This window comes from Pseudoalteromonas sp. S3776 (assembly GCF_005886915.1).
In the GTDB taxonomy this organism is placed as follows: Bacteria; Pseudomonadota; Gammaproteobacteria; order Enterobacterales; family Alteromonadaceae; genus Pseudoalteromonas.
This window is the reverse complement of the sequence record NZ_PNCU01000032.1, coordinates 52,871-66,571: the sequence shown is the minus strand read 5'-3', so window position 1 is coordinate 66,571 and position 13,701 is coordinate 52,871. Positions and strand designations below refer to the sequence as shown.

Genomic DNA, 13,701 nt, shown 5'->3' with positions numbered 1-13,701 from the left:
AAAAATAGATTTAGCTTAGTAACCCACCCAATGGTGTATCATCACGGTAATGATATTGCACCTGTGCAATCAGCAACTCTGCTGTAGCTAATGCATCAGTTAGTGCATTATGGTTTTGGTACGCAGGCAAAGAGTAGCGACTTCGACAGTCAGTTAGCCTCAGTGAACCTACTTTTTGATTAAACAACCGCCCTATTAACCCTTGTCGGGCGCGCAATGCTCGTTGCTCAAGTTCCATAGTGTCGACTAACGCAAACTGGATCCCTTCGTTAATTCGCGCAAGTAATGCATTATTCAAAAAGTGCCGCTCTATCGCTGCATAATGTACCACCACGACTTTACCACTAAGTGCATTAAGTAGCGGTCTTAGCCGAGAGGTTAAATCAGGGGCATCATCTACTTCTGAGTGAGTAATACCATGAATAACAATCGACTCCTCACTTAAGCTTTTACGCGGTTGTACCACCCAATGTTTAGCATCTGTGCAATACACTCTTTGCAATGTAAAAGGGACTAAGCCAATACTAACTATATCGTCTACCTCACTATTTAGACCGGTTGTCTCAAAATCAAGAGCTACAAACGAAATGTCTTTTATTGGCGTGTGCGTATCACCATAAGCGTGCTGATAAAACGCTTTTAAATGCTCATTTTTAGCGTTTTTAGCCAACGTTTTATAATGGGCCTGCCAGTCAAAATACGATTGTTTAGCCATTCGTTACTTAACACCCGCATTGGCTGAGTAGCTAAACTTTAAGTAGCTTTGTGCTTTTTCGAGTATGGCAAATGCTTCTTTTAAATTACGTTGCTCAAACGGCGAAAGTAAATGCGGGTCTATGTCGTTATCGGGCTCTTCTTCTTGCTCTATTTGCCATGCTTGATGGCGTATTCGCATCATGGCAATGTATTCTAACGCGTCACGTAAATCTTGCGCTTTGCCCTCAGGTAACAGGCGTGACTCTATAATATCTTCAAGGCGTTCAAACGAATTTTGCTTACGAGAGCCTATTGCCAGTGCATGCACTCTTATCACATCAGAAAGCGGCGCGGTGCCTCGTCGTTTTAAGTTCATTGAGCGCTTATGCTGGCCGTTATGCTCCAGCACAAAGCCTTTAAAAAACCCAAGTGGCGGTGTGCGGTTTCGGGCATTAGCAGCCATATTCGCTAAAAATACGCGGTTTTGTTTACTTTGTTTGGCAATAAAAATTTTTAGCTCATCGGCCCACTTTGTTTTACCCCACACCCCATCTAAATCAAAAAATATAGAGCTGTTAAGCAGTGCTTGTGGTTTGGGTAAGGCTATCCATTGTGAGAATTGATCAAACCATTGCGAGCGTGTTTTGCGCCACTTTTTAAACGAGGCCATAATCTCGCCACTGCAATAGGTATAACCACATTGCGCTAAGCCATCGCACACAAAATCAGAAATATTTTGAAAGTACTCGTTATGTTTTGCATCATCATAATTGTCATCTAAAATAAGCGCGTTATCTTGATCTGTTACAATAAGCTGCTCATCTCGCGCCATAGAGCCTAACGCTATAAAACAGTAAGGTACTGGCGGCGGACCATACTTTTCTTCAGCTAATACCAATAAGCGCTGTTTAAAAGTACGCCCTATTACGGCCATTGCCGTACCTATCATATGTGAATTAGCGTCTTCATTTACCATACGCACAAATACACTCGGTAATTGGCGAGCATAATGTGCCAAATCTTCAATCGTTTGCTGCGCTAAAATACCGCGTACTAAAAGTAAGCTACTTTGCGACTCGTACCTTAAAATATCGGATAATGAAATAACCCCAATGGGACGGCGCTTTTGTACAACAGGTAAGTGGTGCAAGTTATCACGCAGCATCGCAAGCACCGCTTCAAATACATACGCATTTGAATCAAGTAGTACAAGGTTCGTCGACATAATTTTATCTGCGGTAACGTCAAGGCCTAGCCCTTGTGCTACCACTTTTGTGCGTATATCGCGGTCGGTGATAATACCGACAATTTGCCCATCGTCCTCTTCAGGATCGTCACTAATGGGTTTGTCTAAATCGGTAACTAAAACAGAAGATACCGCTTCTTCTGTCATTACTTTAGCAACATCTTGAATGGTTGTTTGAGTACTTAGCGTTACTACATCCCGGTGAATGAGTGATTTAACTTTGGCGGTTGTTAAGTCGTTACTGTCGGCTTGTTCAACTAACGCTTGGCGAAGACGTACATTGCCATCAGCTTCAAAATAATCAGCAAAACTATCAAACTCATCGCAATAACGATTAAACAATTCAAAGTTAATACAATAAACCAGCGTATCTTCCAATGCTTTAGCAGGAAAACGTACTTTACGGTTCATCAATAGGCCCATTTGGCCAAAAATTCCCCCTACATCTAAACGATTATAGAGCTCGTTATTACGACGATATATTTCCACAGAGCCACTGCGAATAATAAATAAATCAGCGATATCTTGGCCCAGCGTTAATATATCAGTTTGCGAGCGGTAGTAAGCAACCTCAACTTGTTGCGCAAGCTCGTTTAACGCGTTTGTGGGTAAGTCATCAAATGGCGGGTGCTGCGCTAAAAATTGCGCAATTTCAACTTGTTCGGCTTGCATTGAGGATTCCTTGTGGCCAGACAAAAGGCATGAATATGCTTAAGAAGCTATCTTAACAAACAAGGTCTGCCAATCAACCCATAAGCATGCCCAGCACATTTTAATTTAATAACATGGCTGGGCATGGCATTAAGGTTAGTCTATTTTTCAAGCTCTTGTGCGAGTTGCTTAGATTCATCCCCTCTTGGTGTAGTAAAACGTGCTAAGCCTAAGTAAATTACTGGAGTAAGATAAAGCGTAAACAATACCGCCAATGCTAAGCCGCCAAACACCACCCAGCCTATGGCATTTCGGGCCTCAGCCCCTGCGCCTGTAGAGAGGATTAGCGGCAACGCACCAAGCAGTGTCGATATAAGGGTCATTGTAATTGGACGCAAACGCACCATTGCAGCTTGCTCGACAGCTTTTCTGACCGTTAAGCCTTGATCGCGTAACTGATCTGCAAATTCAACAAGCAAAATCGCATTTTTAGCGATTAAGCCTATCAGCATCACTAAACCTATTTGAGAGTAAATATTTAACGACGTACCGGTTAAATAAAGCGCTAATATGGCCGAGGTAATACCAAAGGGAACAGTTATCATTACCACAATGGCACTATTTACATTTTCAAATTGCGCGGCCAACACTAAAAATACGATTAAAAAAGCAAGTACATAGGTTATGAGTACTTCGCTGGATGTTTCTTCATACGTTAGCGCTTCACCTTTAAACGCAAGAGCAATACCTGGTTCTAACGATTGTTCAGACACGGTTTTTATTTGCTCTACTAAAGCAGCTATGGTTAACGACTCTGGCAGTTCCATGCTGAGCTCTATTGAACGACGCTGAGCATGTCGCTCAAGCTCTGCAGCCACGCCTTCTTCAGAAATATTCGCCACACTACTTAACGGCACTAAACTGCCATTACCCGCTCTGATGTATAAATTTGCCAAGTCACTTGGACTGTTTATGGTTTGGTTTTGCGCTTGTAGCATAATTGGCACAGACTGATCGCCAATGTTTAAATCTTCTACGTCGTCGCCATTTATTGCTGCGCGCAAGGTAATGGCAATGTCGTTTAGTGCTACTCCTAGCTCTTGTGCACGTCGTCTGTCTATATTTACACGAAGTTGTGGTTGCGATGGTTGATACGAAATACGCACAGGTGCCACCTCAGGAACGGCTTTTTCTAAGGCCGCAGAAAACTGCTGTGCCGCTTTAAATATTTGCAAATAATCTTGACCAAGTAACGCTATTTCAACGCCTCCCCCTTGGCCGCGTAAATTTAAACTATTTGCACCACCTGGGTATGCCGGTGCTCCTGGAATATCGCCAAGCGGTTGTCGTATTTTGTTAATAATTTCTTGTTGACTAAAATGGCGCTCATCCCAATGCTTTAATGGCACAGTGATAAACACAATATTAGGGTCCCATTGGCCTACAACAGTATAAATAGACTCGATTTCGCCACTATCGACAAACGGAAGTAAAATATCTTCCATTTTTATCGCTTGCCTATCCATAAAGTTAAGCCCTACACCATCTGGGCCTCGTGCAAATATACGAATTTTACCTCGGTCTTCTGTGGGCAAAAGCTCACTATCTAAACTGGCGTACAATGCCCCTGAGCCAGCGGCAACCAATAAACACGCCGAAAACGTAAGCCACGCGTGGTTAAGCACCTTATGAATTGATTTTGTATAAATTGCGCCAAGCCAGTGGCCTAGCTTTGCAAACGGGTGAAAGCCCCCCTGCTTTAACTTTAATTTAGAGGTAAGCGCAGGCACTAATGAAAGTGCAACAAAGCTTGATATAATCACGGCGCCTGCAAGAACACCGCCAAACTCTCTAAATAAGCGACCCGCCGTAGAGGGCAAAAATGCAATGGGTATAAATACAGCAGCCAGTACTGCGGTGGTTGCCACAACAGCAAAAAACACCTCTCGCGTGCCTATTACAGCAGCTGCTCGGCGTCCTAAACCAAGCCCTCGCTGGCGCTGAATATTTTCACTTACTACTATGGCATCATCAACAATTAGGCCAGTGGCTAATACAAGCGCCAACAAGGTTAAAATATTTATTGAAAAACCCAATGCCCATATAAGCGCTAAAGAACCAATTAAAGCAACAGGAATAGCAAAAGCAGGTACTAAAGTAGCACGCCAAGAACCAATAAATACCCATAAAGTGATTACCACTAACAGTACAGTGAGTAACAAAGAGTAAATTACTTCATCGACTGAGCTTCTTATAAATTGTGCATCATCAGAGGTAAGCGTAAATTCCATTTCTGGAAAGCGCGTTTGCATATTTTTTATAAGCTTGAGGACTTCATCTGATATTTCAATTGTATTTGATTGTGCTTGGCGAATAATTTCCATACCAATAACAGGTTTACCGTTTAGCCTTACCATAGAGCGCGGATCGGCAGGCCCAAAATAAACGGCTGCAATATCGCTAATACGGGTGTCGCCTTGAATTATTATATCGCCCACTTGCTCAGGGGTGATTGATGTAGCATCAGCACGGACAATAATTTGCTGATCGTTTGCCTTTAAACTCCCTGCAGGTACGTCAAATGGGGCTTGGCTAAGCACTTGTGCTACATCGGGCACAGTTAAATTAAAGCTACTTAGTTTTAATGGGTCTATGCGTACTCTTAATACTCGTTCTCTATCACCGTTTAAGCGTACATCTGCGACACCCTGAATGGTTAAAAATTGTGGCGCTAAGTCAACATTTACGCGCTCGGTAAGTGCTTCAAGCGATAAACTTTCACTGGATACAGTTAGCGATACAACCGCTTCGGCGTCGTTGTCGGCTTTAATAATAGACACACGTTCCACTTCCTCTGGAAGGTCTCGCTCTACACGTGCAACAGACTCACGCGTCTCATTTGCAGCGTCATCTAAGTTTATTCCTGGTCTAAATTCGACCACAATACGTGCATTTCCCTCTTCACTTTGTGCGCGTATTGATTTAACGCCACTTACACGTGCCACTGCGCCTTCTAATTTACTGGTTACTTCGGTATCAACGGTCTCAGGCGAGCCACCAGGAAACGGGGCCGAAACCGTAATACGTGGTCTATCCACATCAGGAAGCTCTCTTACTTCAACTCCCGCTATAGCCGCAATACCTGCAATAATAATTAATAAGTTAAGCACCACAATAAGGACTGGGCGGCGAATCGCCATCGAGGGTAAATCGTGCATCATAGGTTGCTGTTTCATACCTACTCCTGCGTATCTTGTGCAGATAAATTAAAGCTTAGTTTTTGGCCTGCACGTAAGCGTTGTACCCCTTCAATGACTAAAATATCGCCTTTAGTTAACGGCCCAGAAACCAATAATCGCCCCGCCAAACGCTGCTCTATTTTTATATCAACACGGGTTGCTTTTTTATCTACACTAGTCCATACGTATGGACCAGTTGCCCCCCACAGTAATGCAGCCTCAGGGATTGCAGCAAAACGCTCGCCTAGCACTTCAATATGTACCCTAAAGCTCATGCCGGGTAAAAATCGTTGTTTTTCATTATTTAGCTTTGCTTTAACGCGTAAAGTGCGGGTTTGTGGGTCTACGCGTGAATCTAAATAGGCAATATCAGCGTTGATGGCAGTCCCTGATTGCCAAGGAAATACCGTTAAGCTGCTTTTATTACGCAACATAGTAATGGCCGACTCAGGCGCATTAAAATTTATATACAGGCTTGTTGTATCATCGATTGTAGCAATAGCGGTTTGCTCGGTTATTCTATCGCCTTCCTCTACATCTGTAAGCCCCATTATGCCATCTATCGGCGCAATTACTTTTCTGTCTTCAAGCTCAGTTTGCGCCTGTACTAACGTTACTTTGGCAAGCTCTACAACGGTTTTAGCATCATCAACATCGCTTTTGGGTACAGCCCCTTTGGCCTGACTTTTTTCTAATCGTTTTAATATTCGCCGGGTGTCGGCAAGTCTAATTTTAGCCTCATCAAGCGCAGCTTTTTGCCTACGAGAATCAAGTTCTAGTAAAATATCACCTTTATTTACTTTATCACCTGGCTTAAAAAAAACGCCTGTTACTCTATCGCCTACTGCCGGATACATGACAACCGAATGTATTGCCTCTGTATTTCCAACTGCTTGAACCTGTTGTTTGGCGTTTTCTAATGTAATTTTTTGCACTACAACGTTTGCGCTCATTGCAGGGGTACAGATAAATATCAATGTACTGAGCACACCGATTATAAAATTATGTGATTTCAACACAGCACCTTAATTAATTATTATTCCCATTACCTTACGAAGTCTAACACCTCATTGATCAATAAGTAGAATAGAGAGATAAATTAGCAAAACTATAAGATGAAATTAAAGTTGGTAATACCAATTTGATTTTAAAAGGCCCCTAAAGGCTGATCATTTATACAAATACAGGCAGGATTAAACTAAAAAGTGGCTATTTAAATAAAAAAGCCCAGTATAAACTGGGCTATGCAAATAATAAGGAGTTAGAGATTATTTACCGCGCTGCGCATCTTTTTGAGCTTTTTTAGCTTCTTTACGTTGTTGTAAAACCGCTTGCGCTTCATTACCAATATGCCCTTCACCACGAGCTTGTGCTAATTCTATTTGCTTTTGACGCTCAGCAAAACGAGCACGCTGCTCATCGGTTACATTGTCAATACAGTGATGGCACGAAACACCTTCCATGTATTCTGGCTTTTGCTTTTCTTCTTCTGTAATCGGCATACGACAGGCATGGCACTGATCGTAAGAGCCTTTTTGTAAATCATGATTTACTGCTACACGATTATCAAAAACAAAGCACTCACCTTCCCACATTGTTTCTTCTTTTGGCACTTCTTCTAGGTATTTTAAAATACCGCCTTCAAGGTGGTAAACTTCATCAAACCCTTGCTCTTTCATGTAAGCCGTTGATTTTTCGCAGCGAATACCGCCGGTACAAAACATGGCTACTTTTTTGTGTTTTTCTGGGTCTAAATTTTCTTTAGCCCACTGAGGGAACTCACGGAAAGTTTTGGTATTAGGATCGACTGCATTTTGAAAAGTACCAATTTCAATTTCGTAATCGTTACGTGTATCAATCAAAATTACATCAGGGTCAGATATTAATGCATTCCACTCTTTAGGTTTAACATAGCTACCCACTACTTTAAGTGGATCAATCCCTTCAACGCCCATAGTAACAATTTCGTTTTTTAGTTTTACTTTAGTACGGTAAAACGGGCATTCGTCATCGTATGATTCTTTAGTTACTATGTCTTTTAGGTTTTCTTGTGTGTCTAACCACGCAAGTAAGTTATCTATTCCTTCGCGCTTAGCCGATACAGTACCGTTAATACCTTCAGCAGCAAGCAATAAAGTACCGCGTACTTCGTTTGCTTCCATTACTTCTAAAAGGGGTTTACGTAGTGCTTCAAAATTTGGCAAACCTACAAATTTGTACATTGCACACACTACAAAGTGCTCGTTTGTTACATCATCTTTATGAACAGCAGTCATTTTACTTCCTATTTTGCTTTGATAGCCTTTAGTGGCATTTACCGAATCGTAAATCCGGCGCATATGGGGCGCGTATTTTACGCTTTTTATAATTAATTGCAAAAAATAGCGCGTTAGAATGGTTTTTACTGTCGGCATAACCCTTGTGTAAGCTATAATGCGGCCATAATTTTAAGTTGCACATTGGAGAACACGACTTTGCACTTTACTGATCTTGGGATTGATACTCGCCTTGAAAAACAATTAGCACATCAAGGGATCACCCAGCCCACAGATATTCAAGCACATGCAGTGCCTACCGCACTTGCAGGGCATGACATTTTTGCCCAGTCTAAAACTGGGTCGGGCAAAACATTAGCGTTTTTATTACCTGCTGTTCAGCGAGTTATGAAACAAAAAGCGCTCAGTAAACGCGATCCACGTGTCCTCATCGTTGCACCAACCCGTGAGCTTGCAACGCAAGTATTTACGCAATTGCGTTTATTAATTGCGGGCACAAGCATTAAAGCTGTAAAAATACTCGGTGGCGAGAACTTTAACGATCAAATTAAAGCGCTTCGTAACGACCCGCACTTTGTTGTGGCAACCCCAGGGCGTTTGGCCGATCACATTACAAAACGCTCATTACAATTAAGCGGGTTAGAGCTATTAATTTTTGATGAAGCTGACCGTATTTTAGACTTAGGTTTTACTGAACAACTTAAGATGATTAACGAGCAAGCGAATCACCGCTTGCGCCAAACATTACTTTTTTCAGCAACACTAGATCACGCTCAAGTCGATGCCTTATCGCGTAATTTATTAAAAAAACCAAAGCAAATTACTTTGAGCGCCGCAAACGAGCAACACAGTGATATTAAACAAACACTCTATTTAGCCGATCACCTTGATCATAAAGAAGCGTTACTTGAGCATTTTTTAAAGCAGGACAATGTTGGCCAATGTATTATTTTTACAGCAACACGCGCCGATACCGGCCGTTTGAGTGAAGCATTAAATGCAAAAGGTTTTAAATCGGTGGCTTTAGCTGGCGATTTAACGCAGAGCAAACGCCTTGAGATCATGGATTCGTTTAGCCGCGAAAACTTTAAAATTTTGATCACCACTGACGTCGCTTCACGTGGACTCGATTTATTAAGTGTAACGCATGTAATCAACTTTGATTTACCAAAACACGCTGAAGAGTATGTACACCGTATAGGTCGTACAGGCCGTGCGGGATTTAAAGGTAATGCACTATCGCTAGTAGGTCCTAAAGACTGGGCAAGTTACTTAGCAATTAAGTCGTTTTTGAACGACGAACTGGTTTTTGCAAGCGTTGATGGCCTTAAAGCTAAATTTAAAGGTATAAAAGAGAAAAAGCCTGCAACAGCCGCTGTAAAAACTAAAAAAGTTGCACAGGTCAAAAAGCCGCAAGTTAAACGCAAGGCAAAACCTAAAAAACCAGCTGCACCTATAAAAGCCCCATTGAACATTGATGGCAATTCACCAATGCGCCGTAAAAAAAAGCCTGAGCAGGAATAATTATGAGTTACCTAGGAACAACACAAACCTTATTTGTTAAAGAAGTGAGCAATGAAGGTGCTTACCTTGATGGCCACAATTTAGGGGAAGTGTTTTTACCCAAACATGAAATTAAAGATGAACTCGAAGCTGGAGATAGCATAAGCGTTTTTATTTTTTTAGATAACGCAAACTTACCTACAGCAACAGTAAAAAAACCTCACGCCCAAGTTGGTGAATATGCATTACTTCGTGTTAAAGAAATAAATAGCATTGGTGCTTTTTTAGATTGGGGTCTCGAAAAAGATGTTTTAGCGCCTTTTAACGAGCAAAAGCCACGTATGCAAGAAGGTCATTCCTATTTAGTTCGCTTGTACTTGGATAACGCGAGCCAACGTATTTGCGCATCAAGTAACTTTAATCGCTTTTTATCAAAAGATGAACCTCAATACACTCACCTTCAAGAAGTTGATTTAATAGTGGCTGGTAAAACAGATATTGGCTACAAAGTGCTTATTGAAGAGTCTCACTTTGGTGTTGTTTTTTACAACATGGTGTTTAAAAACTTATTTGTAGGGCAAAAGCTTAAAGGCTTTATTCAAAAAGTACGTGAAGACGGAAAAATAGACGTCATCCTTGAAAAGCCAGGCATGGGTAAAGTAAGTGAGCTTGGTGATAAAATAATGGAAAAACTTAAAAACGAAGGCGGCATACTAGCCATTGGTGATAAATCTGATCCTGAGCTTATCAAAAAAGTATTTTCAACCAGTAAAGCTAACTACAAAAAAGCCATTGGTGGTTTATTTAAGCAAGGCTTGATTGATATAGAAGCAAAATCTATTCGCTTAAAATAGTCGTACACTTTTTATAAGCGCTAACATTATGTTGGCGCTTATAGTTAAATTTTTTCTAAATAGTCTAATTAAATGATTGTTGATAGGTGATAAAACGTTTTGATGAATAAAAAACGTGAGTTAGCCACTACCACTAACGGCACTTATATTGCCCTGCTCTTTGCCTTCACGTTGTAGTGAGTGAAATTTATTAAACAAAGCTAAAACTAAGCTTTCTCCGCTTAAAATAATTAGGGGATCGCTAATAGGCATTAACCCATAATACGCTTATACGGTAACGTACATTCTGTATATTGCTTAGAATAATCAAGTATCTCAGCTTTGGTTTCTAAGCTGAGCGGTGCCAACCTAAATACTTTATTTTCACATTCACTTTGTTTGCTATCGTGATTCGAAATACATTCCGAGGTAGTCACGTTTTGGCGCGTTAAGCGCTCTTCATTTTTATAGCATAAGTGGTGTGCATAGCCATGCATGGTTTGTCTAAACTCAAATAAATCTACGGGGTAATTTGCGACGAGATCAGTAATCGCCGCGACACCATCATATGCCTTACTCGAAAAAACATATTTATTTACTGAAAAACCCGCAACAACGATTAATATAGATCCCAAAATTAACTTCAAAATAAACCCCTTACTGCACTCTTAGTACTAATGTAGCATAAAAATGTATTCATAAAAGGGGTTTAGCACTAAATAATTGCTTTTTGTTAATTTAAATTAGCGAGCTGTTAACATCATTCAAAGTTTGTACTGGATTTGATGATTGTGTGATTGGTCTACCAATCACTAAGTAATCGCTACCGGCTTCAATAGCTTGCTTAGGTGTCATAATCCGCTTTTGGTCGCCTAGATCACTTCCCGCAGGGCGAATGCCTGGGGTAATTAACTTAAATTCGCTACCAAAGTGCTCTTTTAACACTTTAGCTTCTTGAGCTGAGCATACCACCCCATCAAGCCCTGCTTCTTTTGTTAATTGTGCTAAATGGATAACTTGCTCTTGCGCTGATTTTTCAACGCCCAGTCGCTTTAACTCAGTTTCATCCATGCTGGTTAGCACTGTTACTGCAATTAATAAAGGTGCTTTATCGCCAAACTTTTCAAGTGCCAGCTTTGCTTTATTCATCATTTCAAAACCACCTGATGCATGAACGTTTACCATCCAAACGCCCATATTAGCCGCAGCGGTAACCGCTTTTGCCACTGTGTTAGGGATATCATGAAATTTTAAATCTAAGAATACGTCAAAGCCTAAATCGATTAATTGTTTAACGAATGCAGGCCCGAAATAAGTAAACATTTCTTTGCCTACTTTTAAGCGACACGACTCTGGTGAGAGTTTTTTTACAAAATTAAGAGCCGCCTCTTGTGAATCGTAATCTAGGGCAATGAGAACTTTTTTTGTATCTTCTAAAGACATAACTATCCTAATGAATGGCAGTAAAGTTATAAATAGTTGGGGGTTATTAAAATCCGTCTAGGCCTCTACTTGGTACAATGGTTTCCCAATGTTTACAAGATGGGCAGTTCCAATAAATGGTGTGGCTTGTAAAACCACAATGTTGGCATTGAAAGTCTGGTTTTGTAGCTATATATGACGTAACTAGCTTATCAATTTCATCAAGTACCTCTTTGGTATTTGGATTTTTATCAGCCATTAGCTGTAATAAAAAGCTAAAACCTCTAATTGTCGGCTGACGTTTTAAGCTGTCAGTTAAAAACTCAAATGCCTGTTTGGTATTTCCCTGCTCTAACAATGCTTGGCAATGTTTTATTTTTATTAGTACCCCACCTTTGTCGAGCAAGTCACATAATAAATCATGAAATTGATGCGTTAAATTTAACTGCTTATAACTATGTGCAAGCTGGTCAATAAACAAAGGCGCAAACAATGTAAATTGGCAGACTAATTCACGCCAATAGTAAATAGCTTTTACGTAGTCTTCGCTTGTGTAAGCCGATAACCCCAATTCGTATAAAGGGCGAACCGCTTTGTAATTTAAACTAATGGCTTTGCTCATTAATTGCGGTTTATTTTCGCTTAGCGCCGCTTCGCTGTAAAAATTAGCAATGGCTTTAAAATGCTGCTCTTTAACAAATAACTCACTGTGGGCTTCGAACATATTAATGCCCTTTTCCCACTCTCGAGTTTGCGAATAAAGAGTAATAATAGGGTCAAGCGCTTGTTCATGCCCGGCTTTAACAAGCCACACTAAATGTTCTTCTGCACCGTCTAATAAGCCGGCCATAATATAATCTTCGGCTAATTCTAAACGGCTAGTGGCAGCTTGTTGCTCATTTAAACTTGGGTGTTTTAAAAGGAGTTCGTGAATTTTTATTGCGCGGTCAAGCTCGCCTCTTCGGCGAAACATGGTAGCAAGGGTTGAGTAGTGGTCGACAGAATCAGCAGCGACCTCTAATAGATTGATTAGATGCTCTAAGCCCTGATCTTCTTCTCTGTCTAGTAAAAACTTTAAGCCTTTACTGTATTCTGAAGTGATTTGGCGATTGAGTTGATGAGCTTGGTTTTTCGCACTATTTTTGCCCATAATCCAGCCATAACCGGCAGCAACAGGCAGTAGTAAAAACAAAAGCTCAATCATGATTAGGTGTCTTTATTAGCAATAAGCTTACTATTATTTTTTTCTGGCGCTAATTGTTTTTTTAAGCGGTAATTTTGCCACTTTAATTTAGAAAACAATTTAAAGCTAATAAAACACCCTATTATTACACCCAGTATAAAGCAGATACTTATTATTACAGCGAGTGGCAAGGTATTACTGGCAATAATATAATTGATTTGTACTAATTGTGGATTTTGAGAACCCAATAAAAATGCGCAAAATAGGCATAGTACAACCAGAATAATTTTTAATACCTTAAACAAGTAACTACTCCAACTGGTTAACTAGGCAATACTCTCGTTTACGCGGTCGCGTAATTCTTTGCCTGGTTTAAAATGAGGTACATGCTTACCATCAAGCTCTACTGTATCGCCAGTCTTAGGATTACGACCTGTGCGAGGAGCGCGGTAATGCAAAGAGAAACTACCAAAACCTCTGATCTCAATACGATCTGAAGTAGATAATGAGCCGGCCATTTGTTCAAGAATTTCTTTTACTGCATTTTCAACATCTTTCACTGGAACGTGTGCGTGCTGTTCGGCAAGTGTTTCTATCAGTTCTGACTTAGTCATAGCGTTTCCTTAAAGAGAATAGTAGAAGGGCAAAACTG

Annotated in this window: 12 protein-coding genes; 2 read left to right on the top strand and 10 right to left on the bottom strand. The window is 40.7% G+C overall.

Going from position 1 to position 13,701, the window contains the following annotated elements:
• Window positions 1-10: 10 nt before the first annotated feature.
• The 5 genes from CWC16_RS13405 to trhO form a co-directional block, all read right to left on the bottom strand.
• Complete coding sequence (locus tag CWC16_RS13405) at window positions 11-715, bottom strand: 3'-5' exonuclease (RefSeq protein ID WP_138541880.1); 705 nt, start codon at window positions 713-715, stop codon at window positions 11-13.
• A 3-nt stretch (window positions 716-718) separates the two neighbouring features.
• Window positions 719-2,614: a DUF294 nucleotidyltransferase-like domain-containing protein gene (locus CWC16_RS13400; RefSeq protein WP_138541879.1), complete on the bottom strand. Its 1,896-nt coding sequence runs from the start codon at window positions 2,612-2,614 to the stop codon at window positions 719-721.
• A 140-nt stretch (window positions 2,615-2,754) separates the two neighbouring features.
• Window positions 2,755-5,829 (bottom strand): efflux RND transporter permease subunit, encoded by a 3,075-nt coding sequence (locus CWC16_RS13395; protein ID WP_138541878.1) that lies wholly within the window; start codon window positions 5,827-5,829, stop codon window positions 2,755-2,757.
• Window positions 5,830-5,831: 2 nt separating this feature from the next.
• Complete coding sequence (locus CWC16_RS13390) at window positions 5,832-6,848, bottom strand: efflux RND transporter periplasmic adaptor subunit (RefSeq protein WP_171037661.1); 1,017 nt, start codon at window positions 6,846-6,848, stop codon at window positions 5,832-5,834.
• A 252-nt stretch (window positions 6,849-7,100) separates the two neighbouring features.
• The gene (gene trhO, locus CWC16_RS13385) at window positions 7,101-8,108 is read right to left on the bottom strand and encodes an oxygen-dependent tRNA uridine(34) hydroxylase TrhO (RefSeq protein ID WP_138541877.1); all 1,008 of its coding nucleotides are present in this window, start codon (window positions 8,106-8,108) and stop codon (window positions 7,101-7,103) included.
• Between the two features lie 198 nt (window positions 8,109-8,306).
• On the opposite strand from trhO, the gene CWC16_RS13380 reads away from it, so the two are divergent.
• Window positions 8,307-9,632 carry a DEAD/DEAH box helicase gene (locus tag CWC16_RS13380; protein WP_138541876.1) on the top strand — a complete coding sequence of 442 codons (1,326 nt, stop codon included), beginning with the start codon at window positions 8,307-8,309 and terminating at the stop codon, window positions 9,630-9,632.
• A gap of 2 nt (window positions 9,633-9,634) precedes the next feature.
• On the top strand, window positions 9,635-10,465 hold the full coding sequence (locus CWC16_RS13375) for a CvfB family protein (RefSeq protein WP_138541875.1): 831 nt from the start codon (window positions 9,635-9,637) through the stop codon (window positions 10,463-10,465).
• A gap of 251 nt (window positions 10,466-10,716) precedes the next feature.
• On the opposite strand, the gene CWC16_RS13370 is transcribed toward CWC16_RS13375, so the two are convergent.
• From CWC16_RS13370 to ihfB, 5 genes are all read right to left on the bottom strand, one after another.
• Entirely contained in the window at window positions 10,717-11,091 is a 375-nt protein-coding gene (locus CWC16_RS13370; protein WP_138541874.1) for a hypothetical protein, read from the bottom strand.
• Window positions 11,092-11,182: 91 nt separating this feature from the next.
• Window positions 11,183-11,887, bottom strand: coding sequence for an orotidine-5'-phosphate decarboxylase (gene pyrF, locus CWC16_RS13365; protein WP_055016055.1), 705 nt, complete (start codon window positions 11,885-11,887; stop codon window positions 11,183-11,185).
• A 46-nt stretch (window positions 11,888-11,933) separates the two neighbouring features.
• Complete coding sequence (gene lapB / locus CWC16_RS13360) at window positions 11,934-13,070, bottom strand: lipopolysaccharide assembly protein LapB (RefSeq protein ID WP_138541873.1); 1,137 nt, start codon at window positions 13,068-13,070, stop codon at window positions 11,934-11,936.
• A 2-nt stretch (window positions 13,071-13,072) separates the two neighbouring features.
• Entirely contained in the window at window positions 13,073-13,354 is a 282-nt protein-coding gene (locus CWC16_RS13355) for a lipopolysaccharide assembly protein LapA domain-containing protein (protein WP_004587873.1), read from the bottom strand.
• Window positions 13,355-13,375: 21 nt separating this feature from the next.
• Window positions 13,376-13,663 (bottom strand): integration host factor subunit beta, encoded by a 288-nt coding sequence (gene ihfB / locus CWC16_RS13350; protein ID WP_004587872.1) that lies wholly within the window; start codon window positions 13,661-13,663, stop codon window positions 13,376-13,378.
• Between the last annotated feature and the right edge of the window lie 38 nt (window positions 13,664-13,701).

Bases quoted from the DNA above. Each gene is read 5' to 3' on its own strand.
- CWC16_RS13405 (WP_138541880.1), bottom strand. From the start codon at position 715: ATGGCTAAACAATCGTATTTTGACTGGCAGGCCCATTATAAAACGTTG.
- CWC16_RS13400 (WP_138541879.1), bottom strand. From the start codon at position 2,614: ATGCAAGCCGAACAAGTTGAAATTGCGCAATTTTTAGCGCAGCACCCG.
- CWC16_RS13395 (WP_138541878.1), bottom strand. From the start codon at position 5,829: ATGAAACAGCAACCTATGATGCACGATTTACCCTCGATGGCGATTCGC.
- trhO (WP_138541877.1), bottom strand. From the start codon at position 8,108: ATGACTGCTGTTCATAAAGATGATGTAACAAACGAGCACTTTGTAGTG.
- CWC16_RS13375 (WP_138541875.1), top strand. From the start codon at position 9,635: ATGAGTTACCTAGGAACAACACAAACCTTATTTGTTAAAGAAGTGAGC.
- pyrF (WP_055016055.1), bottom strand. From the start codon at position 11,887: ATGTCTTTAGAAGATACAAAAAAAGTTCTCATTGCCCTAGATTACGAT.
- lapB (WP_138541873.1), bottom strand. From the start codon at position 13,070: ATGATTGAGCTTTTGTTTTTACTACTGCCTGTTGCTGCCGGTTATGGC.
- ihfB (WP_004587872.1), bottom strand. From the start codon at position 13,663: ATGACTAAGTCAGAACTGATAGAAACACTTGCCGAACAGCACGCACAC.